General features: G+C 34.2%; 22 protein-coding genes and 4 tRNA genes. 16 read left to right on the plus strand and 10 right to left on the minus strand.

The annotated features are described in order from the left end of the window. Positions 1 to 69: 69 nt before the first annotated feature. The 3 genes from ACZ098_RS16040 to ACZ098_RS16050 form a co-directional block, all read right to left on the minus strand. Positions 70 to 2,460: a 3-hydroxyacyl-CoA dehydrogenase NAD-binding domain-containing protein gene (locus ACZ098_RS16040; RefSeq protein WP_487312778.1), complete on the minus strand. Its 2,391-nt coding sequence runs from the start codon at positions 2,458 to 2,460 to the stop codon at positions 70 to 72. Between the two features lie 106 nt (positions 2,461 to 2,566). Continuing rightward, positions 2,567 to 2,998 (minus strand): MarR family winged helix-turn-helix transcriptional regulator, encoded by a 432-nt coding sequence (locus ACZ098_RS16045; protein ID WP_487312779.1) that lies wholly within the window; start codon positions 2,996 to 2,998, stop codon positions 2,567 to 2,569. A gap of 651 nt (positions 2,999 to 3,649) precedes the next feature. Continuing rightward, positions 3,650 to 4,675, minus strand: coding sequence for a helix-turn-helix transcriptional regulator (locus ACZ098_RS16050; RefSeq protein WP_487312780.1), 1,026 nt, complete (start codon positions 4,673 to 4,675; stop codon positions 3,650 to 3,652). A 196-nt stretch (positions 4,676 to 4,871) separates the two neighbouring features. Here ACZ098_RS16050 and ACZ098_RS16055 point away from each other — a divergent pair, with 196 nt between their 5' ends. From ACZ098_RS16055 to ACZ098_RS16065, 3 genes are all read left to right on the plus strand, one after another. Beyond that, positions 4,872 to 6,389 carry a TROVE domain-containing protein gene (locus ACZ098_RS16055; RefSeq protein WP_487312781.1) on the plus strand — a complete coding sequence of 506 codons (1,518 nt, stop codon included), beginning with the start codon at positions 4,872 to 4,874 and terminating at the stop codon, positions 6,387 to 6,389. A gap of 190 nt (positions 6,390 to 6,579) precedes the next feature. After that, positions 6,580 to 7,113, plus strand: a complete 534-nt coding sequence (locus ACZ098_RS16060; RefSeq protein WP_487312782.1) for an SMI1/KNR4 family protein — start codon at positions 6,580 to 6,582, stop codon at positions 7,111 to 7,113. 55 nt (positions 7,114 to 7,168) lie between these two features. Then, on the plus strand, positions 7,169 to 7,705 hold the full coding sequence (locus tag ACZ098_RS16065; protein ID WP_487312783.1) for a hypothetical protein: 537 nt from the start codon (positions 7,169 to 7,171) through the stop codon (positions 7,703 to 7,705). 567 nt (positions 7,706 to 8,272) lie between these two features. Here the strand turns inward: ACZ098_RS16065 and ACZ098_RS16070 are convergent. Both ACZ098_RS16070 and ACZ098_RS16075 read right to left on the minus strand, forming a co-directional pair. Continuing rightward, positions 8,273 to 8,995 carry a sterol desaturase family protein gene (locus tag ACZ098_RS16070; protein WP_487312784.1) on the minus strand — a complete coding sequence of 241 codons (723 nt, stop codon included), beginning with the start codon at positions 8,993 to 8,995 and terminating at the stop codon, positions 8,273 to 8,275. A gap of 81 nt (positions 8,996 to 9,076) precedes the next feature. Then, positions 9,077 to 9,679 (minus strand): Crp/Fnr family transcriptional regulator, encoded by a 603-nt coding sequence (locus tag ACZ098_RS16075; RefSeq protein ID WP_487312785.1) that lies wholly within the window; start codon positions 9,677 to 9,679, stop codon positions 9,077 to 9,079. Positions 9,680 to 9,823: 144 nt separating this feature from the next. Between ACZ098_RS16075 and ACZ098_RS16080 the strand changes: the two genes are divergently transcribed. The 4 genes from ACZ098_RS16080 to ACZ098_RS16095 all read left to right on the plus strand — a co-directional run bounded on the left by ACZ098_RS16080 (position 9,824) and on the right by ACZ098_RS16095 (position 15,106). Beyond that, a complete protein-coding gene (locus ACZ098_RS16080; RefSeq protein WP_487312786.1) occupies positions 9,824 to 11,245 on the plus strand; it encodes an RtcB family protein in 1,422 nt (473 codons plus the stop codon). Positions 11,246 to 11,569: 324 nt separating this feature from the next. Continuing rightward, on the plus strand, positions 11,570 to 12,370 hold the full coding sequence (locus ACZ098_RS16085) for a TatD family hydrolase (RefSeq protein WP_487312787.1): 801 nt from the start codon (positions 11,570 to 11,572) through the stop codon (positions 12,368 to 12,370). A 400-nt stretch (positions 12,371 to 12,770) separates the two neighbouring features. Next, complete coding sequence (locus tag ACZ098_RS16090) at positions 12,771 to 13,955, plus strand: hypothetical protein (protein WP_487312788.1); 1,185 nt, start codon at positions 12,771 to 12,773, stop codon at positions 13,953 to 13,955. After that, positions 13,952 to 15,106, plus strand: a complete 1,155-nt coding sequence (locus ACZ098_RS16095) for a WG repeat-containing protein (RefSeq protein WP_487312789.1) — start codon at positions 13,952 to 13,954, stop codon at positions 15,104 to 15,106. Before ACZ098_RS16090 ends, ACZ098_RS16095 begins: the two co-directional genes overlap by 4 nt. A gap of 141 nt (positions 15,107 to 15,247) precedes the next feature. Here the strand turns inward: ACZ098_RS16095 and ACZ098_RS16100 are convergent, their stop codons facing one another. From ACZ098_RS16100 to ACZ098_RS16120, 5 genes are all read right to left on the minus strand, one after another. Further along, positions 15,248 to 15,763 (minus strand): hypothetical protein, encoded by a 516-nt coding sequence (locus ACZ098_RS16100; protein ID WP_487312790.1) that lies wholly within the window; start codon positions 15,761 to 15,763, stop codon positions 15,248 to 15,250. 21 nt (positions 15,764 to 15,784) lie between these two features. Continuing rightward, entirely contained in the window at positions 15,785 to 16,585 is an 801-nt protein-coding gene (locus tag ACZ098_RS16105; protein ID WP_487312791.1) for a DUF1963 domain-containing protein, read from the minus strand. A gap of 157 nt (positions 16,586 to 16,742) precedes the next feature. Beyond that, on the minus strand, positions 16,743 to 17,345 hold the full coding sequence (locus tag ACZ098_RS16110) for a VOC family protein (RefSeq protein ID WP_487312792.1): 603 nt from the start codon (positions 17,343 to 17,345) through the stop codon (positions 16,743 to 16,745). 222 nt (positions 17,346 to 17,567) lie between these two features. After that, positions 17,568 to 18,335 carry an SDR family NAD(P)-dependent oxidoreductase gene (locus ACZ098_RS16115; protein ID WP_487312793.1) on the minus strand — a complete coding sequence of 256 codons (768 nt, stop codon included), beginning with the start codon at positions 18,333 to 18,335 and terminating at the stop codon, positions 17,568 to 17,570. Between the two features lie 92 nt (positions 18,336 to 18,427). Continuing rightward, a complete protein-coding gene (locus ACZ098_RS16120; RefSeq protein ID WP_487312794.1) occupies positions 18,428 to 19,360 on the minus strand; it encodes a helix-turn-helix domain-containing protein in 933 nt (310 codons plus the stop codon). A gap of 118 nt (positions 19,361 to 19,478) precedes the next feature. Here ACZ098_RS16120 and ACZ098_RS16125 point away from each other — a divergent pair, with 118 nt between their 5' ends. From ACZ098_RS16125 to ACZ098_RS16165, 9 genes are all read left to right on the plus strand, one after another. Then, a complete protein-coding gene (locus ACZ098_RS16125; protein ID WP_487312795.1) occupies positions 19,479 to 20,846 on the plus strand; it encodes a hypothetical protein in 1,368 nt (455 codons plus the stop codon). A gap of 905 nt (positions 20,847 to 21,751) precedes the next feature. After that, positions 21,752 to 21,825: transfer RNA gene (locus tag ACZ098_RS16130), tRNA-Arg, on the plus strand. Between the two features lie 89 nt (positions 21,826 to 21,914). Further along, positions 21,915 to 21,986, plus strand: a tRNA-Pro gene (locus tag ACZ098_RS16135). A gap of 6 nt (positions 21,987 to 21,992) precedes the next feature. Beyond that, a tRNA-Leu gene (locus tag ACZ098_RS16140) sits at positions 21,993 to 22,065 on the plus strand. A 133-nt stretch (positions 22,066 to 22,198) separates the two neighbouring features. Continuing rightward, on the plus strand, positions 22,199 to 23,209 hold the full coding sequence (locus tag ACZ098_RS16145; RefSeq protein ID WP_487312796.1) for an RNA ligase, Rnl2 family: 1,011 nt from the start codon (positions 22,199 to 22,201) through the stop codon (positions 23,207 to 23,209). A gap of 26 nt (positions 23,210 to 23,235) precedes the next feature. Beyond that, positions 23,236 to 23,556: a hypothetical protein gene (locus ACZ098_RS16150; RefSeq protein WP_487312797.1), complete on the plus strand. Its 321-nt coding sequence runs from the start codon at positions 23,236 to 23,238 to the stop codon at positions 23,554 to 23,556. A gap of 284 nt (positions 23,557 to 23,840) precedes the next feature. Then, a tRNA-Ser gene (locus tag ACZ098_RS16155) sits at positions 23,841 to 23,898 on the plus strand. 418 nt (positions 23,899 to 24,316) lie between these two features. Further along, complete coding sequence (locus ACZ098_RS16160) at positions 24,317 to 25,414, plus strand: slipin family protein (RefSeq protein ID WP_487312798.1); 1,098 nt, start codon at positions 24,317 to 24,319, stop codon at positions 25,412 to 25,414. A 78-nt stretch (positions 25,415 to 25,492) separates the two neighbouring features. After that, positions 25,493 to 26,059 (plus strand): metallophosphoesterase, encoded by a 567-nt coding sequence (locus ACZ098_RS16165; protein WP_487312799.1) that lies wholly within the window; start codon positions 25,493 to 25,495, stop codon positions 26,057 to 26,059. Positions 26,060 to 26,069 lie beyond the last annotated feature (10 nt).

Genomic DNA, 26,069 nt, shown 5'->3' on the forward strand with positions numbered 1-26,069 from the left:
TGATAGACAGAGAGATAATAGATGATAGACTTTTTCGAGTCTTTTATCTATCTGTCTTTTATCTATTATCTAATTTCTCAAAGGTTTTCCTTTAGTTAACATAAATTGAATTCGCTCCAACGTTTTTCTTTCTGTACAAAGCGATAAAAATGCTTCTCTTTCAATATCCAATAAATATTGTTCACTTACTAAAGTTGGTTCTGATAAATCACCTCCAGCCATAACGTAAGCTAGTTTATTAGCAATTTTCAAATCGTGTTCAGATATATATTTTCCAGCAACCATTTGGTTTGTTCCAACTAAGAACATTCCTAACGCTTGTTTTCCTAAAACTTTTACGTCTTTTCTCTGAATTGGTTGTGTGTAACCAGCTTCTGCCATTAACAAAGCGTGTTTCTTAGCTTCGGCGATCTGGCGGTCTTTATTGACAACTACAATATCTTTTCCTTTTTGTAAAAGTCCGGTATCAAAGGCTTCATAAGCTGATGTGGATACTTTTGCCATGGCGATGGTCATGAAATATTCTTGTAAAACATTTAACTCAACGTCATTTTTATGGAATAAATCGGAGGCACGTAAGGTCAATTCTTTTGAACCACCGCCACCTGGAATTACACCAACTCCAAATTCTACCAATCCCATGTAGGTTTCTGCTGCAGCAACCACTTTATCGGCGTGCAAACTCATTTCGCATCCACCACCAAAAGTCATTCCGTGTGGCGCAACTACAACTGGAATTCCAGAGTAACGCACGCGCATCATCGTGTCTTGAAACATTTTGATTGCCATGTTCAATTCGTCATATTCTTGTTCGACAGCCATCATGAAAATCATGCCGATATTGGCTCCTACAGAGAAATTGGCGGCTTGATTTCCGATAACTAATCCTTGATATTCTTTTTCTGATAAATCTATTGCTTTGTTGATGGCTGACAGAACATCGCCACCAATGGTATTCATTTTCGATTGGAATTCTAAGTTCAAAATTCCGTCACCTAAATCCTGAATGATGGCGCCTGAATTACTCCACACTTTCTTAGTTTCACGAATGTTGTTTAGAATGATGAAACTATCTTGTCCCGGAACTTTGGTTTGTGATTTATTTGGAATGTTGTAGAAATAGGTTGCACCTTCTCTTACAGCGTAGAAACTTGTAGTTCCAGAAGCTACCATTTCGGTAACCCAAGCTGCTGGTTCGTAACCTTCAGCTTTCATTAATTCGATTCCTTTTTCAACTCCGATGGCATCCCAAATCTCGAACGGACCATTTTCCCATCCGAAGCCAGCTTTCATGGCATCGTCAATTTTGTATAATTCATCTGATATTTCAGGAATTCTATTCGATACATAAGCAAACATTGAGGAGAATGATTTTCTGTAAAATTCGCCTGCTTTGTCTTTTCCTTTTACTAAAACTTTGAATCGGTTGATTGGTTTGTCAATGGTTTTAGTCAGTTCTAGTGTAGCAAAATTTGCTTTTTTTGCTGCTCTATATTCAAGAGTATCTAAATCTAATGTTAGAATTTCTTTGCCTTCTTTTTTGTAAAAACCTTGTCCAGTTTTGCTTCCCAACCATTTGTTTTCCATCATTTTGTTGATGAAAGTTGGAAGCTTGAATAATTCGTGTGCTTCGTCGTTCGGACAGTTTTCATAAATTCCGTTGGCAACGTGAACTAAAGTATCCAATCCTACAACGTCAACAGTTCTGAATGTAGCCGATTTTGGTCGACCAATAACTGGACCTGTTAACTTATCCACTTCTTCAATAGTCAAACCCATTTCGGTAACCAAGTGAAACAAACTCTGGATTCCGAAAATACCAATTCTGTTACCTATGAACGCCGGTGTATCTTTAGCAACCACTGATGTTTTGCCTAAAAATTGTGATCCGTAATTAGTCAAGAAATCCAATACTTCAGGAGAAGTTTGCGGACCAGGAATAATTTCGAACAATTTCAAATAACGTGCTGGATTGAAGAAGTGTGTCCCACAGAAATGTTTCTGGAAATCGTCGCTTCGTCCTTCGCTCATGAATTTTATTGGAATACCGGAAGTATTTGAGGTTACTAAAGTTCCGGGTTTTCTGTATTTTTCTATTTGTTCAAAAACCAATTTCTTGATGTCCAAACGTTCTACAACCACTTCGATAATCCAATCGTAGTTGGCAATTTTTGCCATATCATCCGTTGTATTTCCGGTTGTGATTCGGCTAGCAAATTTCTGATTGTAAATAGGCGATGGGCTACTTTTTAAAGCATTGGCTAAATGTTCGTTCACCAATCGGTTGCGGACTACCTTACTTTCTAAAGTCAAGCCTTTCTTTTCTTCGATTTCAGTTAAAGTATTCGGAACGATATCCAAAAGCAATACTTCCAATCCGATGTTTGCAAAATGACACGCAATTCCAGAACCCATGATTCCAGATCCAACTACGGCCACTTTTTTGATTAATCTTTTCATTTGTTTATTTTTATTTAAGAGAAGAGATAATAGACTAAAAGATAATAGACTTTTACTTAAATTCGGATTTGTCTATAATCTATCTGTCTCTCCTCTATTATCTACTTTAAAATATCTTCTTCTCCGCAATCAAATCGTTAATGATATCAGCAACTTCTATAAAATTTTGAAGTTTCTCTTCTGATATGTTTTTTCTGATGCTATCGTTAAATTTTAGAACCGTTTCTTTTGATTGTGCACGCATTTGTTTACCAAAATCGGTCAAGAAAATTAGGACGCCACGACCATCATCTGGGTTTTTCTTTCTGACAATTAATCCTTTTTCTTCAAGTGTTTTTAAAGTTCTTGTTAAGGAAGTGGCTTCCATTCCCATGCGTGAACTTATCGCTGTAGATGGCGTTCCTTCTTCTTTATCAATGCTTAAAAGTGCAAAACCAATTGCCATGGAACCGTCAAACTTGGAAGCTTCTTCGTTATACATTCTCGAAACGGCTTGCCAAGTAGCTCTTAATATATAGTCTATTGTTTTTTCTTTCATGTTTTATCTAACGATTTTACAGTAGTTCTTTTTTATCTATAATGTAAAATTAACGTTTATTTGTTATCCTTTTGCGATAACGTTTTAGTTCTGATTTCAAAGATATAAAAAATTTATTATGCACGCATAGTATTTATGTTAATTTTTTTATTACTGCTACTTTTTCTCGTTAATTATCGTTAAATCCTAAAATATTAAGGACTTTTTTAGGAATTCTTTTGGCTGAACAATCCTTTTACAACCTAAGTTGATGGCAACATGATTGGAATAACTCTTATTTTGAACTTGGTATTAGAAGTATTTTAGCTTTAAAAAAAAATAAAGTCATATTGTAACAGCAGTAAAGTATTGTTTTTTGTGTTGCTTTTTTGTCACTTGTTTTTTACAAGAGAGTTTATAAAAAACAATTTGGTTGTATTATGGGTAAATCAACATTGTCTCTACATTATTTATAAATTACCCTTATCTAAAAGTTTTTTTAAGCTTTGTTTGCTGTTCGTTTTGTTCGTAATTCCTTCGTAAAAGTGTTTTGTTTTTGCAAAAAGAATAAAAAAATACAAACTTGAGTTACCACAACTAGGAATCAAATACGAACAAAACTCGAAGAACGTATCAATTGGATTACATTTTTTTTTTATCGGAGTAGGTTGGTTACGTTTCTAAATTAGTATTGTATTTTTGGATGCTTTTTTCTAAAATCCCTTTCATTCTTTTGCGCATTCCTTCTGGTTTGATGATTTCGATGCCGTTGCCAAATCCGAGTAACAGTCGTTCTAATTCGTAGTTTTCTATTAGAAGTAAGTGGATTATAATACTTCCATCTTCGTTGTTTTTTATTAATCGTTGGGAGTTGTGTAAAGGTTTTGTTAGTACATAAGGTGCATTTGTTTGGTCTATCCAAAGTTCTATTTTTTTAGGTTGTAATCCTGTATTTACGGTTACTCCAACCACATTTTTATAGAATTTTTCTGCATCAAAATTTTCTTCAAGATAAGGCGTTTGAAAATCATAATCAATGGCAATGATTCGGTCTAATGCCAAATTACTTATTGGTGCCGTACTTCTTTTTTTTCCCACCAAAAACCATCGGTTGTTGAATTCTTTTAAAATAAAAGCGTGAAACAGAAACGTGTTTTCGTCTCTTGAAGTAAACGATTTGTAAGTGATTTTTAAAACTACTTTTTTGATGATGGCTTGGTATAGTTGGTCCAAGAAATGCAGTCCTTTTAGATTTTCGTTTTTGTCTAAATGAATTACGGGTTGTGTATGTGATTTTTCGGAGTAGATTTTGTCTTCCAAACGCTGTAAAATATCAGATACATCGTTGAATAGCGAGAAATCCTTGAACTGTTTTAACATCGAAACCGTTTCTGTTAGCACATTGATATCGGTTTCTGTTAGTGGAATATCGGTTATGGTAAAATCCTCGTCTTCATAACGATAGTATTTTTTCTCATAAACTTCAATTGGTGCATTGTAACCCAATTTCTCACTGCGCATCAACTGAATGTCTAGCTGAATGGTGCGTTTGCTTACTGGATTTTCCTTGCCTTCGTATTCGTATAATGCCTCGCTGACAGCTTCTATAAGATCATCCAATGTCCATTGACGGTATTTGTTTTGTAAACACTTGTCGATGGTTTTGTAGCGTATTAATGCGTTTTTGTTTTGAGCCATTTTTTAAAAAGTAGTAACACAAAGTCTCACAAAGGTTGCACGAAGTTACACTAAGGTTAAGTATTAATTTTATAATTTTAAATCAAATTTAGAGTTTATTTTTTACTACGCAAAATAATTGCGCAGTGGGTTTGAAATCTTTGTACCGTTGAAAGCAAACAACGAATGATTGTTTAATTTTTAAAAACTAGAAAAGATGAAATTTAATTTTTTGACAAAACAGAAAATCACTATAGTTAACCATGAAAATGCTATTGCTTTTCCATTAACTCCAGAATATGAATTGTATGCCGCCGTGGTTACTACAAGTTTGAGTGCTACTTTTTATGAAAAAGATACCACTCGATTGGAACGTATCAAAACATTAATCCAAAAAAGCAATCCTGTATTTGTTGCTAAATTGGCAGTGTATGCACGTAATGAAATGAATATGCGTTCGGTGCCTTTGGTTTTGGTGGTAGAATTGGCCAAAATTTATTCGGGTGATGCTTTGATAAGCAAAATGATAACTCACGTAATCCAACGTGCAGATGAAATCACTGAGTTGTTGGCTTACTACCAAATGGCGAATGATAGAAAAGGTACTAAAAAATTGAACCGTTTGTCGAAACAAATTCAAAAAGGTTTGGCGGCTTCTTTTAACAAATTTGATGCATATCAATTTGCAAAATACAATAGAGATGGTGCAGTGAAATTGAAAGATGCTTTGTTTTTGGTACATCCAAAAGCAAAAGACGATACGCAGCAAGAGTTGTTCAATAAGATAGCTGCTAATTCTTTGCAAACGCCTTATACTTGGGAAACAGAGTTGTCGCAATTAGGTCAAGTGAAATTCTATAATGAAGCTGAAAAACAAAAAGCAGTTACCACTAAATGGGAAGAATTGATTGATAGTAACAAAATGGGTTATATGGCAATGATGCGTAACCTGAGAAATATTATGGAAGCAAATGTTTCAGGTTTTCATATTGAAAAAGTGTGTAACTATTTGGCAAATGAAAATGCCGTAATGAACTCGAAACAATTGCCATTCCGATTTTTGGCGGCTTACCGTGAGTTGAAAGAAATGCAATCGAAATATACCTCGATGGTATTGGATGCTTTGGAAACAGCGGTTATGGTGAGTGCTCAAAACATAAAAGGTTTTGATGTGAATACTTCGGTAGTAGTGGCTTGTGATGTTTCGGGTTCGATGCAACAGCCAATTTCCCCAAAAAGTAAAATCATGTTGTATGATATTGGTTTGATGTTGGGTATGTTGATGCAAAGCCGATGTAAAAATGTGGTGAGTGGTATGTTTGGTGATAAATGGAAAATTATCAATATGCCAAAAAGAAGCGTTTTGAGTAATGTAAATGAATATTATAAGCGCGAAGGTGAAGTAGGTTATTCGACTAATGGTTATTTGGTTCTAGAAGATTTAATCAAGAAACAAGAGCGTGTTGATAAAATAATGTTGTTTACCGATGTTCAAATGTGGAACAGTACTGCAACGAATCATACTTTCGCTAATTCGTGGAATAGATATAAAAACATCGCTCCAAATGCCAAATTGTACTTGTTCGACCTTGCTGGTTATGGTCAAGCACCAATAAATATGCAAAAAAACGATGTGTATTTGATAGCAGGTTGGTCCGATAAAGTATTTGATGTATTGCATGCTTTAGAAGATAAAAGTAATGCTTTGAACTACATTAACAGAATAGAATTGTAAAAAAAGAATCTACTGCGTAAAATAATTGCGCAGTAGTATTTAAATCTTTGTAATATAAAAAAAATAGTAGTTTGAAGCTTCTCATTACATTTTTTATCTTTGAGGATTTGTGTTAAAGTACTATTTTTTTTAGTCAAGAACACTCTAAGTGACGGAAACAGATTGATTTAAATTTATTGAAAGTACTGCTATGAAAATTGTTGAATTAAAATATAAAATTGAAAAGAAGTTTAAAAAGATAAAACTTCATGACCATGTTTGGGGATTTCAGTTACAACCTAATACTAAGTTTAATAAAGGAATTAGTAGAAAAGAAATTGAGGAAGCAGAAAATCTATTTGGTTTTCAATTTCCTTGGCTTTATAAAGAAATGCTTTTGACTTTTGTTGGATTAGATACACCAGAAATTTCTATAAATCCTGAAGATGGTACTATTGAATATGATCATTCGAGTTTCTTTTATCATTATCCGTATGAGTTTGAAAAATCTAAATGGTTACTGGAAGAGATAAATGAAAATTATGATAATGCTTTATTTGTTATTGCTGAAGGAGGATTTGATACGTCGAAAATAATTGGTTTTGTACCCATTCATAGTCATAGAGCATTAGTTGTTTTTAAAGATAAGTATTTGTCACCTGTAATTTCTGTATGGGGTTCAGACATCATCATGTTTGGCGATACTATTATTAATTATTTAAAAAATGAGTTTGGCATTAGGTAATTATTAAATTAATTGCGCAGTAGTATTTGAATCTTTGTAATAGAAAATATAAAAAATGGAATATAAAATTACAAAAGTTTGTAAAGAATGTCAACATAGCAATAAAATAGAAATTTCAGAAAGAGAAGCCGCTTTTGAAGAATTGAGGAGCAACAAATCTATTTATTTTAAATGTACAAAATGTAATTCGGAAACATTTAGTTCTATTTCTTATCCAAAAATTAATTTTTATAATAATGAAATTTTCAAAGAATGGGGAACCAATCAAAATTTACATTTTCTAGATCAAGATGAAGCAATTATTTTAGCTGAATTGGATAATTTAATAAATATTACTTCAGGCATTGATTCTGATATTTTTTTAGAAAGTAAAAAAGAAACATTATTAGAAACATTATGTGTACTACTTTATGATTTGACTTATCCATCCGACGAGTTTTCAAAACAAGAAAACACTGAACGAGAAAGCGACGCACAAAAAGTTTTGCCTGAATTGATAAAGAGAAAAGAACAAATATTAAAATTAGAGAAAAAATATATAATAAATGATTATGTCAAGGATGTTGTTTTTCCTCAGTTAAATATAAAATAAGTTCTTTGAAATAAAAATAAATAAACAAGTGTCGTAGATAAGTGTTCCTTCGTTTTTAATGACGTGGTCGCGGGTTCGAGTCCCGTCTCTTCCACAAATAGAATGTGAAAATGGGAGAGTAGCTCAGTGGTAGAGCACGATATGTCACTTATTGCTTTTTACCTTGTCTTAAAAATAAAAAAGAATGTCGTTAGATAAGAGTTCCTTCTTCACAATTTGGGGAGGAATAGCGAAGTTGTAAATCCAGCAAGGCTATCCAGTTCGACTCTGGCTTAGAAATGCCCCGTTTCTCTTATCGTCTGTTACTTCTTTTATAAAAAATATGAAAAATGTCGTGTTCAAGAGCTACTTCGACTTAAAATCCAACGCTCCTCTTGTCAATTATCACTTTTTCAAAAATAAGATGCCGAATGTAAGTGTTACTTCGTTGGTTGATTTAATTAGGTTCGAATCCTAAACATCACTTACAAACTATTGCTCTTAAAAAAAAAGAGTGTCGTCGGGAAAGGATTCCTTCGTCCAAAGAAAATTAAATCCTTCCTAACTATTACCTCTTTTTATAATTATTTATTCTTTATGCACATCTTTAAATTGAATCATATCCAATAAACGCTGTTCTTTTTCTGTATCAAAACCACAAGTAGCTTTAAACTCTTTTGGATTTTCATAGGTTCCAAAAAGCATATCCCACCAAACGATGTCACCATAATTATTGGTATGTTTGTCATATTCATGGTGGATTCGATGCATTTCTGGACGTTGAAAAATATAGCCAACCCATTGTGGCGTTTTTACATTGGTATGATAAAAGAACTCACCCAAAGCTGTGAATAAGGTATAAATTCCTCCTGCTTCTAAACTCAATCCCAAAGTGGTAAAAACCAATAGACTTCCGATTATAGAATTAACGGTCATTTCTAACGGATGTTTGTAAAATGACGTAATTACTTCTAAACGTTGTGGACTATGATGAATTTGATGAAAATGAGTCCATAGAAAATCAATTTTATGTCTCCATCGATGCCACCAATAAAAGATAAATGTGGCAATAAAATAGGCAATAAATCCGCCTAAAAATGGGTTTACATGATTCGATAAATGAAATAAAGAATACTGTGAAAGCCAAACTTCCCAAGTGAAACCTGCAAGCGTAACTACTCCAAGTTGAATAAAATTAACGGCTAAAACGCGTATAGTCCAAGTAGGTACTTCGGGTAATTTCCAACCCGGAGTTAATCGCTCCAATAAGAAACAACAGCCAAAAACAATAAAAATAATAGTAAGTGTCATGGTAATTTTGTTTTATAATTAATACAATCCAAAATTACAAGGAGTTTACTTTACTATTGATGCACCTGAGTTAAGAACGTATCAGATAATCCGTTTTCTGATTCTACTCAAAGATTGTGGTTTTACGCCAACATAAGAAGCAATTAGGTATTGCGGAATACGTTGCGCCAAGTCTTTGTAGTGTTTCAAAAAATAGCGGTAACGATCTTCTGGCGCATATCTGTGAACTGTTAAAAGTTGGTTGACCATAATTATAAATCGATGTTCAATGATAATTCTTCCTAACAGATTAGCGTTTCTTGAAATTTTATAAAGCTCTTGCAGTTTGTCATAATCAATAATTAGAAACTCGCAATCTTCAAGCGCTTGAATGTTTTGTATTGAAGGTTCTTTAGAAATAAAACTTCCATAATCGGCAACAAATTCGCCTTCTTTTGTAAACTCTAAAGTAGCTTCTTCCTCATTTTTAAATACATAGTAACGAACCAACCCTTTGCAAAGAAATCCCAATCGCGTATTAACTTGTGTAGATTGCAAGAAGTATTCATTCTTTTTTAAATAAAAAGGCACAAAAGCTTTTAGAAATAGTTGTTCCTCTTGAGGTTCCAACATAGTTATTTTCTTTAATGTATTTAAAAAAAGGTCGAACGAATTCATAGTAATCGATTTGATTACAAGATACATAAAATTATTTTTAAATTTATTTTCAAATAAAAAAATAACTACGCAAAATAATTGCGCACTACTTTTGAAATATTTGTAAAGAAATAATAACAAACCTGATTTATTCAGAGGAAATACATCAGGTTAGCCAAAAAGAAAATTAAAATGAAAACACCAATCAACGGATACGAACTAATGGAATTAGGGTTTCCACAAGGACAAATTATCGGAATTGCTTTGAAAATTAACAGCAAAAGAAACGGTTTCAATCGCGACCAGATGCTGACTCATTTTAAGCTGGTTCTTGAAACTCCAGAAAGCTATATCGATGATGCTATTTTTAGCAAATTGGCGGTTGCATTGATAGAAAAAGCGAATGAAAGGCCTGAAGATTTTATTCAATTAAATCCGAATCCGAATGCATTTGCGGCTTATGGTTTGGATCATATAGAAGAAGGTGCCAAAAAGCAAATGGAAGTTGCGATGCAATTGCCGGTAACAGTTGCTGGAGCTTTAATGCCGGATGCCCATCAAGGTTATGGCTTACCGATTGGTGGAGTTTTGGCTACCAAAAACGCCATAATTCCGTATGGTGTAGGGGTTGATATTGGTTGTAGAATGGCGTTGTCGATTTATGATATTCCGGAAGCGTTTTATTTTGAAAATGAAGCTAAGTTCAAACGTGAATTGATTGCGCATACCAAGTTTGGAGCTGGTCATGGGTTCCAAGGTCAGTACAAATCGGATCATTCGGTTTTGGAAAGCCCATTGTTTGCCGAACATTCTTTTATTAAAAACTTGAAAGACAAAGCGTGGTCACAATTGGGTTCGTCTGGTGGTGGAAATCATTTTGTGGAATTCGGGATTATGGAATTTGCGGAAGCAGACGCAATTTTAAACATTCCCAAAGGAAAATATGTGGCTTTGTTGACGCATTCGGGTTCGAGAGGATTTGGTGCTACTGTTGCTGGATATTACACTAAAATCGCTAAAGACGTGTGCAAATTACCCGAAGTTGCAAGAAACTTAGCGTATTTGGATCTGAACACCGATTTAGGTCAGGAATATTGGATTGCCATGAACTTGGCTGGCGATTATGCTTCGGCCTGTCATGAAATTATCCATACAAAAATGGAGAAAGCACTTGGTGCGACTGTTTTAGCCAAAGTTGAAAACCACCACAACTTTGCTTGGAAAGAAATTTGGAACAACAAAGAAGTAATTGTGCATAGAAAAGGTGCTACGCCTGCAGCAAAAGGTGTAATGGGAATTATCCCAGGAAGTATGACTGCGCCTGGATTTTTGGTAAGAGGAAAAGGTGAAGAAGAGGCCATCAACTCGGCTTCACACGGCGCAGGAAGACAAATGAGCCGAACGCAAGCTGAAAAAACAATTACAAAAACAGCAATGCAAGACATTTTGAAAGATCATGGTGTAACCTTGATTGGCGCTGGTTTGGACGAAGCACCTATGGCATACAAAGACATTCATCAAGTGATGGCTGCACAGGAAGAGTTGGTGGATGTTGTGGCGAAGTTCACTCCGAAACTAGTTCGAATGGCGGATGATGGAAGTCGTGAGGATTAGGGTTTAGTGCTCAGTATTCAGTATTCAGTGTTCAGCGTTGGCATAGTAATTAAAAACTATGCTGTTTAAACTACTCGAACTCACGGTAGGAATAGAATGACGTTTAGAATTTTATAGTTCATTATAAGCACATTCGTCAGTTCGAGTGATTTTCTAAACAAAAAATGCTAATTTTTTGCTTAGATAATAGTATCGAGAACCTTGTCTAGCAGAGGCATATTCATTAAAAACTATGCTGTTTAAACTACTCGAACTGACGGTAGTGTGATTTTAAGACAACTAGTTTAAGTTGGAGAAACAATTAAATTTTAAATAATGAAAAGTATGAATAATTATATAGATATAGGAATCAACCTTACAAACAGGCAATTCCATAATGATGCAGACGACATCATTCAAAATGCACTGGATGCCGATGTGGTACAAATGATACTCACAGGTACGAGCATAAAAAACAGTCAGGAATCGGCTAAGATTGCCGCAGCGTATCCTAGTGTTTTATATGCCACAGCAGGAATTCATCCACACGAAGCTAAGAGTTTTGACGGACAAAGTATTGCACAACTTAAAGCATTGTTGCAACTAAAACAGGTAGTTTCGGTAGGTGAGTGTGGACTTGATTTTGACCGGGATTTCTCTCCCAGAGACGTGCAAGAAAGCTGTTATAAAGCGCAACTCGAATTGGCAATAGAACTTCAAAAACCGCTTTTTCTTCATGAAAGAGCGGCTTTTAAGCGTTTTATGACAGTCACTAATGCGTATTTACCTCAATTACCCAAAGCCGTAGTGCATTGTTTCACAGGAACTCTTGCAGAAGCCAAAACTTATTTGGACCATGGGTTTTATTTGGGATTTACTGGTGCGATAAGTGATACCAACCGCTTTGCGCATTTGAAAGAAGTACTTCAATACGTACCGTTAGATCGCATGATGATTGAAACCGATGCACCTTTTATGTTACCTAAGAATGTACCTAAATCGGAATTGACGAAATACCACGAAAGACGCAATGAGCCTGCATTTTTGCCTTATGTAGCTGGAACTATTGCGCATTTTAAAGGTGTTGGTTTGGATGTTATTGCACAACACAGCACAAAAAATGCCAAAGATCTCTTCGGACTGTAAAACAGGTAGTTTTACTTTAGTGCGTAAGGAATTTATTTGTTAAATTTGAAAATACAATGATGAAAGGTAGGATACAGGATAAGTATATGCATATTGGAGTTTTGGTTTTCATAGTCGAAAGATGCAAAGAGTTGCGTTGGATGTAGGTTTTAATTTCAAATATATTGTTTTAAAGATTTTTTTAAATATTATTTTTGACTAAATAAATGTAAACTGTTTTTGGATTCTTAAAAGTTTTATTAAAGCTTCAATTTGGATACCAATCACAAAGTTCCTTATCATTTCCAAATCATTTGAGCTATAAAAGTGGCTATTTATGAAACAAAAAACACAATCTTAATGCTGTTTTTTGTGTAGCCATTTCGATAGTGTATCTTTGAATGCCTTAAAACTTATCGAAATGAGATTTAAAATTCTGTTGGTTCTTTATTTTCTGACTAGTGCCTCTTTTAGTCAGAATGTTATTTTTAAAATTGAGGATAAAGACTGGGAAGTTTCGTCTAAAATACTGTTGCAAAATGACGAAAACAAGAAGTTCAAAATTAAGTTTTCTAGTTTGGACAATGGCAACTATTTTGTCATCAACCGCTTACTTTATGGAAACAAAACGGCTAAAGCAATGGCCTATTTCAAAGAGTTTGATCTGTACGTGGTTCGCGAAGCATTTGATTTAAAGTATTATACGTTCAAAGAAGCGTTTCCCAAAGGGGGTTTTTATAAAGATGGTGCTTTCAAAACTATTTTTGGACAAAAAGCCGAACGGTATTCGTTGGATAATGATGTTTTAGATTTCAAAATTTGGGTAACCGATGGTGTTCCAGTTGAAGATAAATTTGTCAGTTACTTAAAAGATATGGGTTTACTGCGCAACATTCCTAACACCAAAAAGATTGTGGCGTTGTCTATGCAAGGACTGGAACTGGAATTATCCGATTTGAAAACTACTTTAGATAAAGGTAGAGTTGCTTCGAATTTGGAAGATATTTTGGTTTCATTTAAAGAAAAAGAAGATGCTGTTCGGGCTTGTTTGGATTCTTTACCCAAAATAAAAGACAGTAGTATTTCTGAATTTGATACTAAAATTGCAACCACTTTTCCATATAAAATCACGCAAGATGGTGTTTACATCGACCGATTTGACAAGAAGACACAAAATTTCACTTCAACTTCCTATTCCAGTGAAGATGGAACGTTGCTGTTGTATGTGTATCCTGAAGTCAATAAAAACGGTGTGAATGCCCAGTTTTTTAATTACAATTTGAAGAAAGTATACGATTGTAGGTTGGAAGACAGTCAATTGACCGTGCTTCAATCAAAAACTATTCGCATGAGTGAATGTGATGAAAGCCAACCTAAGTTGCTGTACACTTCAAACACTTCTAGTTTTTATTACGATTCTAGTGCGAGTAAATTCAATTTGGTGCGCTATGAATTGGATGAAAAGAATTATCCAAAACTCACCAATTGGAATTTTAAAAATGGTTTTATCAAAGCCTACCAAACTTTGGATAAATATTTAAATCAACAAAAAGTAACCCGAACTTTAGAAAAAGGTACCTTCACGTTCCAATTTAGTAAGTCATGAAAAAGATTTTATTTATAGCAATTGTTTTGATGAGTTGGGTTTGTACCGCTCAAGAAAAAGATATTTTAGTACCTTACAAAAAGGCCTCGCAATGGGGTTTTAGCGATCGTACTGGCAAAATTGTGATTGCTCCAGTTTATGATAGTGTTACTCTTTTTAAAAGCGTGTTTAATAGAAAAAAAGAGGTTTCGGTACACTACAGTAAAGTTTTTCAGCATAACAAAGTTGGACTATTGTTAAAAGACAATACTTTTCTTTTTCCCATTCAGTATCGCGATTTTAGATTTGAATACGATTCGGATCGGTTTACTTTGACTGATGCTAATGGTAAAATGGGGTTGAGGGATTTTAATACAATTTACCTTGCAGTAGAATATGAGAGTATCAAAGAAGTTCGCAATGATTCGTACGTAGTTCAGAAAAATGGCAAGATTGGATTGGCAGATTACAATGGCAAAATTGTGATTCCGCTGCTTTATGATCAATTGAATTATGTTTCAAAAGACGACAAATTGTGTAAGTGGAAGGTAGTTAGCGAGCAAGAAACGAACTATGTGTATACGCCAGTTTATAATGACGAAGATGATATAAAATATGATACCGTTGCTTATGTTGAAGAATTGCAAGACCGAAGCACTGCCGTGCCTGACAATGTAAGTACCAAATATGATTGGATTGAACGGCACAATGAATTTGACTATGCTTATATTTTTAGAGCGGCGAATAAAAAGGGTTATCAGTATGGATTTGAAAATTTAAAATCTAAAAATAGTTTTAAAGGAATGGATTTAAAAGTAGAGTTTTTAGACGACTACTATGATGAAAAAACAAGCAGTCAGCATTTTATTTTGAAGTTCAAAAATGCCGAAGGTAAGTGCGGAATTATTGATGAAACCGGAACGGTACTAGTGCCAGCAATACACAAAATGATGTCGAAAACGGCAACGTACTGCGCCTTATTTTTAGACGACTTTAAGGGATTTTATTTTCCGAAAAGCAAGCGTTATTTTGAAGCCAAGTATGCAGGTTCGTTTGGATCTGAAACTTTTGGTGATTATACTTCACCAGATTTTGAGATTATTGGTGTTTATGAAACTTCCAAAAAAGATTGGTATTACATTGGTTCTAATGGTGTGGTTTTTAAGGAATAGTTGATTGGTTATTTCGAATGACTTTGAAAATAGTATTGAGAAGCTTGTTTTTATAGCTTAAAGTTCGAGCGAGGTTTTCACACTGTTGTTCTATGAAAAATAATGTGAAAGTACGTAAGCTTGATATGTAAATTGTACAGATTATAAATCCTTCGCTCTATTGTACGCATCGATCACTAAATCTTCAGGAAAGAAGTCATTTTTGAAAACCGAGCATTTTAAAAAAGTGAGTAAGGTTTTGAAGTCAAAAGAACGTTCTTTGATGGATTGTTTCACTTTGTCACCCAATTTGAATACTATTTTTTGTGAAGAAACGTCGCTTTTATTGTTTTCAATTTCAAATAAAAAACGGATTTCGTTTTCTTTGGGTTGGTAGTCTCTTTTTTCATTTAAAATAAGTTCACCTCTTGTGGAGCAAAAAATACTCAGTACAATGGTGTCTAGTTTTTTGCTTTTATCACCAAAGAAAGTAGGATTGAATGCTTTTGCCATTTCTTTTTCTAGCGTGTAATCATCTTCAGCTCTGTAGCTGTCCATGTATGTTTTTAAATCTATGTCATTTTTAGCAGTGCATGGAACTGTAACTAATTCGCCCTTAATTTGAGCGTTTGTGCTTGAGATTATTAGAAAAAGGAATAGAAAATAATAGTATTTCATTTTGTTGAAGTTTTCTTAAAATTAGGAACATGCCCAACCAAAACCAAGTTCGTGGTCGTTATCGGGACTTTGCGTGATGTGTCCGATTCCGAGGTCGCCGAACATATAGGGAATGATTTCACTTTCACCGAGTTGAAACAATAATTCCATTTGGGTTTTGGTTTGTCGATCGTAGGGATACTCTTCTGATTGAATCCAATATGGCCATCCAAACAGTTTATCATCAGAAATGGTTAGGCCGCAACCGCGTTCCTCCATCAACTCGTAAATGTCGTCAATGTCAATGTCAACGTTAATGTTGCGCAAATCATATTCTTCAGGATGTGGATAATCGTCTTTGGGAGTCCAATCTACAATGGTTCTTTCGTTAAAAATTTGAATCGAATTGGGTTTTATTTCAGCAGAAGGATTTTGTATGTCAATCTTTCTACAAGCCGATGCTTTTGAAAACGGTAAATAGGCTTCGAGCTCGCCTTCACAGTCTTCTTCGTAATTGGTACAATAAAAAAATTGAATTAATCCGTTTTCCTTTTTTGTAGGCAGTTCGTTGAGGTTCAATTGCAAAAATAACGGCATGTGTTTTTTACAATTTTCACAGATAGGCCAATCGTTTTCATCTCTTAAGTAGGGATAGCCTCCATATTTTGAATTGGTTGAAAATGTTTTAGCACCTTCTTTAAGCACCGGTAAATAGGTGGTTCTTTTGTATTTTTCTAATTCTGTGATTACTTCATGGTATTTTTGCTCAATATCCACTTCACTTGGAACTGACTTTGGAGTAGTAACTTCTTTTTTGTTTGAAAACCAATCGAAAAATCCCATAATTTTTGTTTTAATTTCAGCTAAAATAGTAAATTAATATATTGCTTTTAACATAATTATTTTTTTTAGATGCAGGATGTATTACGTTGGTAGTAACATGTAATTATTTGTAGTTTGAAATTGAAAGTTTGCAAAAAATCTAATGTAGCTATAGAAACTATTTAAGTTCAGATAGAATTATTTTTTTCTGTTTAAAAGTGTTTTTCATTGCTTTTTCTCGAATTGCAGGATTGCTACTGTTGATGAGGTCAAAATATTCCACTGGTACGACTTGCCACGATAAACCATATTTATCTTTACACCATCCGCAAGAACCTTCTTCGCCACCATTTGCTGTTAAAGCTGCCCAGTAATAGTCTACTTCTGCTTGATCTTTGCAATTCACAACCATAGAAACCGCTTCGTTGAATTTGAAATAAGGTCCGGCCGCTAAAATACTAAGTTCGATGTCACCAATCTCTATAATAGCGGTATCAAAGCTGTCTTGTCCGCCTTGTTCTTTGCCTTCTGCGGGATTTTGATATTTGTGGTATTCTTTGAATTTGCCTTCTTTGAAAATAGAAAGGTAGTAGTCTGCAACTGCTTTTGCATCTTTATCTACCCAAAGGCAAGGCGTTATTTTTTGAGTAATCGCCCTTTTTTCTTTAGTTATCGTACTAGTCGCTTTCTCATTTTTATCAGATTTCTTATCGGAGTTGAGACAACTTGTTAAACTTGTTATGATGAATAAGGAAAAAAGTTTTAGTTTGAGGTTTTTCATGTAATAATTTTTTTTAATACAATAGGTGTTTAAATAACTTTATACAAATATATTCATGTTATCTAATTATGTCTATGTTTTTGATTATGATTGAACTAAGTGTTGCTAAGATATTGAATTTATTTTTCATCACAAATACTCAAGCATAAATATACTGTTTGGTGAAAAGCAAAAAGAAACCACAAGTAAACACTTGTGGTTTCTAACAATAAAAATAGTTTATTAAATATTAAATCCTCCTGAAACTTCGAGGCGTTGGGCGTTTATCCATTTCGAATCCTCGCTGCATAAAAAGGCAACTACTGAGCCTATATCGTCTGGTAAACCAACTCTTCCTAAAGCGGTATTTGAGGATAGTTTATCGTTTAGGTCTTTGTTGTCACGAACGGCACCACCACCAAAATCGGTTTCGATAGCTCCTGGTGCGACAGTGTTGACTCTAATTTTTCGTGCACCCAATTCCAGGGCTTGGTAGCGACTTAACGATTCGATTGCGGCTTTCATGATGGCATAGGCAGTATAGCCGTTAAAGCTAAATCGCGCTAATCCTGAGGAGATGTTGACAATGCTTGCGCCGTCTTGTAGCAATGGCAATAATTTTTGAGTTAAAAAGAACGCTCCTTTTAAATGAATGTTCACCATGCTGTCAAATTGCTCCATAGTGGTTTCGGCATAAGAAGCGTGAATACCAACACCAGCATTGTTAACCAATGCCGAAAGTTTGTCGGTATGGAATTCGTTTTTTAAGGTCGCCGCCAAGGTGTTTGCAAATTGGTCAAACGAATGAGCATCGGCAACATCAAGTGGTAAAGCGAAGGCTTTTTTACCACTTACGTTAATTTGCTTGACTACTTCTTGAGCGAATTCGCTTTTGGTTTGGTAGGTAAGTACTACGTCAAATCCTTTTTTTGCTAATTGCAAGGCCATATCTTTTCCAAGTCCACGGCTTCCACCAGTTACTAGGGCAATTTTGTTTCCTGTGTTTGTCATTTTGTTTATGAATTAATTACAGTGCAAAATTGGGTAATCTTCGTCAATTGGTTGTTGCGAGATTCAAAGTGTTATTTGTAAAAATCAAATAATCAGTTTTCTCGGTAATGTAAGGGCGAACTTTGGGTTTGCTTTTTAAAGAAATTTGAAAAGTGAGCTACTTCGTCAAATCCGAGGCAATTGGCAATTTCTGAAATGTTCCAATCGGTTTGTTTCAATAGGATTTTTGCTTCTTGAGTGATGCGGCTTGCAATGATTTCGGTGGTTGTTTTACCTGTAACTTCTTTCAGAACTTTGTTCAAATGATTGACATGAATGCGCAGGTTTTCGGCATATTCTTTAGCAGTACGCAACTGCAGTATTTGATTGATAGATTCTATAGGAAACTGGCGTTCGAGTAGTTCTATAAAAAGCGAGGATATTCTAGAGGTTGCGTTGTGGGTTTCTTTGGTTCCTTCAATAGGTTTGAGTTTTTGTCCTGTATGAATGAGTTCGGTTACATAGTTGCGCAACAGATCGTATTTAAAAGCATAATCGGATTGGATTTCGCTGTTCATTTTTAGAAAAATGCGTTCAATTTCTTGAAATTGTTCGTCGGTAATGTGAAAAACAAAATCACTTTGACTACCAAAGATTGGAAGTGAATCAAGGTTGAAAGCGGTTTTGGATTTGTGCATAAAATCGGCTGTAAACACGCAAAAATATCCCGATTGGTTTGCGTCTTGTGGCATATACCGGTAGGGAATACGCGGCGAGGCAAACAAGATTCCTTTTGGTTTGATGTCAATTTGCTTGTCGGCATATTCCACATGATTATGACCGTTTATGAGACTTATTTTGTAATAAGTTCTTCGATTGTAGGGCATGACGATTTTGCCTTTGCAGGCGCTGTTCATTTCGGCAATATTGAAGATGTTGAAATGACCAATATCGTTATTGTTCTGCTCGTTGAAGAATAATTCGTTTAACGGACATTTATCGTCAAATAGTTCTTTGTAAAATTCGTTTATCGAAATGGCAGTCATTTTTGTAAAAATCAAATAGTTTGCAAAGGTAAGAGTTTTTGTTTTTGATCGGTCATTATAGTTCAAAAGTAAAAAAAAATTGTAGTATTGTAGTGCCTATTAATTGAAGAAATAAGAGATGAGTTTTATACATTGTTATCAGTACCTAAAGAATCTAGAACGGCAGTCGCTTTCGCATTTGGATTTGGAGACTATAGTCAGATATGAAAAGTTGTTGAAGACTGAAGTGCGTATTGATAGTTCAAAATTCAATACCAATGACGTTGAACGTTTTCTAGAGGCGCTTCGAAATAACAGTGTTTTGCTTCAGTTTTTGCAAGCAAACGAAGAGTTTTATGCCTTACTTTTTGAACGGTTTAATTTTTTGAAAGACTATGGTGTTCCTAGTTTTGATGATTATGATTATATCAAGTTAAAGCAAGCGATTGCAGCCAATCTAATGCAAGAGTTGAATCATTTTGTTAGCAACCGATTTGAGCAACAGGATTTTCTTTCTTTGAAAGTGTTGCTGAAGTACCAGGAACTGCTACCTCAAGAAGTACTTGATTTATTAACGCATCGTATCGAGTTTAAGCTAGACAGCTATATTACGCAACTTGTACAAAAAGGAAAATTTACTGTTGAAGGTGAGTTTAAAAAAGTATCTGAGTTGATAGTACTTAATCCTGTTGAAGTTTTAGTAAAGAAAGAAGCGAAAGTAAGTCAATTGATGGCCCAAGAAATGGTGGATATAATTAATCATATTGACAAGCCCGGAATTTTCTTGTTCTTTGAAACAATGTTTAAAGGTGTTCACTATCTATTTTATGTACCAACCGATCCTTATGAATTGAAGATTCGCAATAGGGTTATGAGCGATTTTAAGTTCATGTTGGGACTTCAAGGAATCGTGCTACTTATTTTAGTTGTAGGATTTTTCTTTTTCAAGAAAGACGAACCGGTAAAACAAAGTAATTCAAAGCCAAAAGGATTCTATGAAAGTTTTATAAACCCAGCTCAAAATGAAGTGCTGCTTATGGGTAACTTTTCAGATACATTAAAAACCGGTTTTGATTTTGTGGGTTTAAGTTATGTGGTGCCAAAGTCTAAAGAAACGGTGACTATTGCCAATAAAACAGATTATGATTTGGTTGTTTTCTCTGATTTTGAAGTCATAAAAGCCTACTCCGAAGTTTATAAAAATACTACTAATAAAGGATTTTTTTGCTACATCAAACGTAACGATTCGTTGACTATTGATCGTACTATTTATCCGGTGCATTTTTATTTTGGACAATCGTTATTTAGTACAAAAGCTTTGAAGCAAGTGCCATCCAATTTACCTCGATTTTTTCATGCTCATCAGAATACTACTAACTTGATTACCCAACCATTTGAATTGAAATGCACTAAAGTCACTTTTGAAGGCGATAAGAATGGAATTACGCTTCAATCCGATAAGGGTGTTTTTGTGGAAGGGGTTTTGGTTACTAATATGTTGTTGTGAGTTTTAGTAGTTTAAGATTTGATTTTACTTCTAAAGTTAAAAACAAGATGTATCAAATTATATAAACTTGCATTATTCAAAATAATCCTTACATTTGCCCTCGAAAATAAAAACAAATGCACACGATGAAATCACTTTTTAATCAATCTATAGACCGTTTAGCAGGAAATTGTCCTGTTGGATGTAGTGGACGTTGTAGGTGTTTTTATCAAATTTAAAGTTAATTTTAGAAGAAATACCAAAATATATACAAAAACGTCCTATGAAAATGGGACGTTTTTTTTGTTTAAAAAAGAAAAATAATGACAAATGAAAAGCAAAAACAACAAGAAACTTGTGACTTAGTGTCTTTGTGGTAAAAAAATGAAAAAAAATGTTTAATGAATAGTAAATATAGCGCAATATAACCTTGAAAAGTAACCAAATGAGAGACAGTCATTTGACACAAAAAGGAGTTCTACAGCATTTGTGGACAGGGTTTTTATGCGTAAAAATTAATTTAACTAATTGAAAATCAATAAAATAAATCGAAAATAAATTTGGAAGTTACTTTTTTTTGACTTTATCTTTGCATCGCTGTTTTGAAGAAGATGCAGTTAGCAGAAAGCAGATTTCAGAATTTTGAAAAAAGAGAATAGAAAATAGATTTTTACAGTATTTAATATACATTTTTACAATACACAATAAATAAAATGAGAACACGATATAATTCACAAGTACTGCAAATAAACGCTATAGCAATGAAGGATTGTTTACAACATAATAAACTAAATGGAACTCCGAGTCTAGACTTTGGGTTTGAGAATATACTGGTGCATCAATGCAAGCCAATGGAATAATAGTATTCTGTTGATATGATTTGAAGCACCTTTTACGAGGTGCTTTTTTTGTGCTTTATAATTACCGATTTTGTAGCTCAATTGGAAAGAGCAATTGCCTACGAAGCAATAGGTTGAAGGTTCAAATCCTTCCAAAATCACAAGGTTTTTTTAGAAAGGAAACCCACTCAAAGTAGGTTGTTAATTTTGACTGTCTCTCAAAATAGTATGGCTTCACTTTGAGTAACCTCTGAGAAGATAACGGTGGTTGTTTACTCGCCTTGGACGCGAGAGGTCGCAAGTTCGAATCTTGCTTCTCAGACAAAATGCAGGAATGGCGAAATGGTAGACGCGTCAGATTTAGGATCTGAATTTTGAAGGTTCGAGTCCTTCTTCCTGTACAAAAATGGAACAGTAGTGTATGTGGTGTGCACGTTAGTTTGAAGCACTAAAGGTATTCGTTCAACTCGAATCTGTTCTACAAATTATTAAGAATTGATTTGAAAGAGTAATTAATTTAAAAAAGAAAAGACAATGGAATTTAAAAAATACAATTCAATAGAAAATGCGTACCAAAAAGTAGTTTTGGAGCAAATTATAATTCATGGTTTTGAAAAAGAAACCTATGTAGTACAAGAAAAAGTCCACGGTGCTAACTTTTCGTTCTTTACGAATGGTAAGGAAGTGAAAATTGCAAAACGAACTGACTTTATTCAAGAAAATGAAACGTTTTATAACGCTCAAATAGTGGCTGAAAAATACCACGATAAGGTATTGCAATTGTTTAAAAAAGTAAAAGAACAATTTGCAAATATTGAAACCTTGGTTATTTACGGTGAGTTGTTTGGTGGCAATTACAATCATAAAGATGTTGCGTCTAGTACGGATGCTATTAAAGTTCAAAAAGGTATTGATTACAGTCCCGAAAATGATTTTTATGCCTTCGATATTAAGTTGAATGGTTCACATTATTTAGATATAGCTACTGCAAATACTTTCTTTGAAACACTGAATTTCTTTTATGCAAAAACCTTGTTTGAAGGTACTTTGGAAGAAGCTTTGAATTATCCAAATGAGTTCAATTCTAAAATTCCAGATTGGTTGGGTTTGCCAGCTTTGGAAGATAATATGACGGAAGGTGTAATTATAAGACCAGCACAAGTGAGGTATTTCGGAAATGGTTCTCGAGTTATTTTGAAAAATAAAAACGAGAAATGGTCAGAGAAAACCAAAGTTAAAAAAGATAAAAAAGCACATAAAGAAGTTGTTTTTACTGAGCATGCTCAAACCGTTTGGGAAGAAATTCAAACTTATGCTACGACCAATAGATTATACAATGTATTGAGTAAAGAAGGTGAATTTACGCCCAAAATGATGGGAAAGATAACTGGTTTGTTTGCTCAAGATATTTTGACCGATTTTATGAAAGAGCATGCGGAAAGCTTTAGCACTTTGAAAAAGGAAGAACAAAAAGGAATTACCAAACGCTTGAATAATGTAATCATCAAAATGATTAAAGAAGAGTTCATGACTTTAAAAGTCTAATTGTTAAACAAAATAAATTTAAAATTATGAGACAAGATATACTAAAACGATTTTTAACCAATACCGACGAAACGGGACGATTTTTAATGAAGTCGAGGTTAACAGGAATCACGTATTTCGTGGAACCTATTTATAACGGAAAGACACCCAAATGGGGTGATTTGAATCCGGCAACAGGACAAATAGAAGGTGATTATGGTTCTAAATATACTGGAGCTATTACTAAAAAAGAATCCCTCATTACCGAAGAAAACGGATTTCAAAACATTGGATATTTCAAAGGAAGTCCGTTTGGAGCCATAGAAGTAAGAGATAAGGAACATCAAAGAAGAATGGACTTATTGTAATTTATTTTCACTGCGCAAAATAATTGCGCAGTGATTTTGAAATCTTTGTTCAGCAAAAAAAACGTTCATAAAATTATGAAATTCCAAGTTTGTCGGAATGATAAAAGGAATAACAATATCAAACAAGTCTTGTTGGGTGTTTCTGTATAGCACTATTGTAGTATTCTTTTCGCACTAGCGAATGATGTTGTACTGTTCAACTTGATTTGGAGGTTTCGGGTGATTTTTCCAAAAAACCATCTACCACTATGGGTCGTGGGTTCGATTCCCACTTTCGAGTAATCGAAATAGTTCAGTTGGTTAGAACAATAGTAATCGCAGGTTCGAATCCTGCACAGTTCTTGGAACTGTTGACGTCTGGTTGTCGTTTTAGACTCAAAATCTAAAAGAAAGAGTAACATAGCTCTTTAAATCAATGTAAAAAAAAAGAAACAGGTTTGTTTTTGTCGGCAAAAGAGAAAAAAGTGTTCAAATGTGCACTCAAGAGATGACCTGAAAATAAAATGGTTTGATTGGAATTTATATCGCTTTAAAATTTGATCGCAAATAAAGATGTTTACCATTCTCGAAATTGTGAAATAGAATGGCAAACCAATGTAAAGGAATTACAAATATTTTGTTTTCCGTCGGTATCTGAGGATGAGGACAAACAGGTTTTTTTTAAGTACGAACTACGAATTGGGAAGTACTAAGTGAATAAAAGTTATTAAAAGATTATTAAAAGAATCTGAAATAAGTTCAGATTGAAAAAATAGAACTAATGATTAAAAGAATTAAAGTGAATGCCTACCAAGTGGGTTTGGTGTTCAAAAATAGAAAGTTAATGAAAGTAGTACAGGAAGGTACTTACTGGATTTTTGGCAACAAAGAGGTTATGATTTACGAGATGAAGCAATCTTTTGTCGCGCCGGTCGAGTTGACTATTTTATTGCAAAATGAGCAGTTGGCCTCTATGTTGGAAGTTATTGAAGTAGCCGATAGTGAAATTGCTTTATATTTTGTCAATGGTATTTTTAAAGAAGTTTTGGCAACCGGAAGGTATGCTTTTTGGAAAGGTTATGCAGCTAACAAATTTGTAAAAGCCGATGTGTCTAAAGTGAATATTACTGAGCAAATTCCTGTTACTTTATTGGAAAATTTGAAAGTGAGACCTTTCACTAGAAAATTTCAAGTAATGAACTACGAGAAAGCCTTGTTGTTTGTAAACGGCTCTTTTGTGAAAGAATTGACAGCAGGTACTTTTTACTTTTGGAACAACGCCATTTCAGTAGAGGTGAAAAGTGTGGACATCAGACAGCAACAAATGGAAATTTCTGGTCAAGAGTTGTTGACTAAAGATAAAGCGGCTTTACGAATTAATTTCTTTGTAAACTACCAAATAGTTGATGTTATCAAGGCATTGGTTAACAACAAAGAGTTTGACAAGCAATTGTATGTGGCGATGCAATTGGCTTTGAGAGCTTTCGTAGGTGGTTTTACTTTAGATGAATTGTTGAACAGAAAAGACGCTATTTCAAAAGAAGTTTTGGAACAAGTAACCGACAAAATCAATAATTTAGGTTTGACTATTTTCAATGCCGGTATCAGAGATATCATCTTGCCAGGCGATATGAAAGAAATCATGAATCAGGTTTTGGTTGCCGAGAAAAAAGCCCAAGCCAACAGCATCATGAGGCGTGAAGAAACTGCGGCAATGCGCAGCATGTTGAACACTGCCAAATTGATGGAAGAAAACGAAATGTTGTGGAAATTGAAAGAGATGGAATACGTTGAAAAGATTGCTGATAAAATTGGTGAAATCACCATTTCAGGTTCTGGAAACGTCATCGGTCAATTGAAGGAGATTTTCGTTAAATAAGAAAAACCACGAGTAGGAAACCGTTCGCGGTTTAAGTTTAACTAGTAAAGTGGCGAACACTTTAAAAAAATTATAAAAATGAATCAAAAAATATTTTTTACGTCTGATCATCATTTTGGTCATACGAATATTATTAGGTTTAGTGAGCGACCTTTTCAAACTGTTGAAGAAATGGATGAAGAACTCATTAAACGATGGAATGAAACGGTAAGCTCAAGCGATATCGTCTATCATTTAGGTGATATTTCTTTGGCTCGACCAGAACGAACTAAAGAAATTTTGGACCAATTGAATGGGACACTATTTCTTGTAAAAGGCAATCACGACAAATCGGCGTTGGTTTATCCCAAGCGATTTCAATGGATCAAAGACTATTACGAACTGAATGTAGCCGATGAAGATGCTCCAAATGGTAAGCAGAAAATTATATTATTTCACTACGCGATGAAAGTTTGGCGAAGTTCTTTTAGAGGAACTTGGCATTTGTATGGTCATTCACACGGACATTTGTTTGACGATCCAACGTCACGATCGTTTGATGTTGGAGTAGATAGTCACAATTATGCGCCACTTTCTTATGAAGAAGTGAAAAGTATTATCTTAAAGAAAGATTGGACGCCGCCATTTAGCGATAGAGAAGATTAATAGTAAAATT

Source organism: Flavobacterium sp. SP2 (genome assembly GCF_057626655.1).

Excerpts from the sequence above, each read along its gene's own strand:
- ACZ098_RS16040 (WP_487312778.1), bottom strand. The coding sequence starts at position 2,460 with ATGAAAAGATTAATCAAAAAAGTGGCCGTAGTTGGATCTGGAATCATG.
- ACZ098_RS16045 (WP_487312779.1), bottom strand. The coding sequence starts at position 2,998 with ATGAAAGAAAAAACAATAGACTATATATTAAGAGCTACTTGGCAAGCC.
- ACZ098_RS16050 (WP_487312780.1), bottom strand. The coding sequence starts at position 4,675 with ATGGCTCAAAACAAAAACGCATTAATACGCTACAAAACCATCGACAAG.
- ACZ098_RS16055 (WP_487312781.1), top strand. The coding sequence starts at position 4,872 with ATGAAATTTAATTTTTTGACAAAACAGAAAATCACTATAGTTAACCAT.
- ACZ098_RS16060 (WP_487312782.1), top strand. The coding sequence starts at position 6,580 with ATGAAAATTGTTGAATTAAAATATAAAATTGAAAAGAAGTTTAAAAAG.
- ACZ098_RS16065 (WP_487312783.1), top strand. The coding sequence starts at position 7,169 with ATGGAATATAAAATTACAAAAGTTTGTAAAGAATGTCAACATAGCAAT.
- ACZ098_RS16070 (WP_487312784.1), bottom strand. The coding sequence starts at position 8,995 with ATGACACTTACTATTATTTTTATTGTTTTTGGCTGTTGTTTCTTATTG.
- ACZ098_RS16075 (WP_487312785.1), bottom strand. The coding sequence starts at position 9,679 with ATGTATCTTGTAATCAAATCGATTACTATGAATTCGTTCGACCTTTTT.
- ACZ098_RS16080 (WP_487312786.1), top strand. The coding sequence starts at position 9,824 with ATGAAAACACCAATCAACGGATACGAACTAATGGAATTAGGGTTTCCA.
- ACZ098_RS16085 (WP_487312787.1), top strand. The coding sequence starts at position 11,570 with ATGAATAATTATATAGATATAGGAATCAACCTTACAAACAGGCAATTC.
- ACZ098_RS16090 (WP_487312788.1), top strand. The coding sequence starts at position 12,771 with ATGAGATTTAAAATTCTGTTGGTTCTTTATTTTCTGACTAGTGCCTCT.
- ACZ098_RS16095 (WP_487312789.1), top strand. The coding sequence starts at position 13,952 with ATGAAAAAGATTTTATTTATAGCAATTGTTTTGATGAGTTGGGTTTGT.
- ACZ098_RS16100 (WP_487312790.1), bottom strand. The coding sequence starts at position 15,763 with ATGAAATACTATTATTTTCTATTCCTTTTTCTAATAATCTCAAGCACA.
- ACZ098_RS16105 (WP_487312791.1), bottom strand. The coding sequence starts at position 16,585 with ATGGGATTTTTCGATTGGTTTTCAAACAAAAAAGAAGTTACTACTCCA.
- ACZ098_RS16110 (WP_487312792.1), bottom strand. The coding sequence starts at position 17,345 with ATGAAAAACCTCAAACTAAAACTTTTTTCCTTATTCATCATAACAAGT.
- ACZ098_RS16115 (WP_487312793.1), bottom strand. The coding sequence starts at position 18,335 with ATGACAAACACAGGAAACAAAATTGCCCTAGTAACTGGTGGAAGCCGT.
- ACZ098_RS16120 (WP_487312794.1), bottom strand. The coding sequence starts at position 19,360 with ATGACTGCCATTTCGATAAACGAATTTTACAAAGAACTATTTGACGAT.
- ACZ098_RS16125 (WP_487312795.1), top strand. The coding sequence starts at position 19,479 with ATGAGTTTTATACATTGTTATCAGTACCTAAAGAATCTAGAACGGCAG.
- ACZ098_RS16145 (WP_487312796.1), top strand. The coding sequence starts at position 22,199 with ATGGAATTTAAAAAATACAATTCAATAGAAAATGCGTACCAAAAAGTA.
- ACZ098_RS16150 (WP_487312797.1), top strand. The coding sequence starts at position 23,236 with ATGAGACAAGATATACTAAAACGATTTTTAACCAATACCGACGAAACG.
- ACZ098_RS16160 (WP_487312798.1), top strand. The coding sequence starts at position 24,317 with ATGATTAAAAGAATTAAAGTGAATGCCTACCAAGTGGGTTTGGTGTTC.
- ACZ098_RS16165 (WP_487312799.1), top strand. The coding sequence starts at position 25,493 with ATGAATCAAAAAATATTTTTTACGTCTGATCATCATTTTGGTCATACG.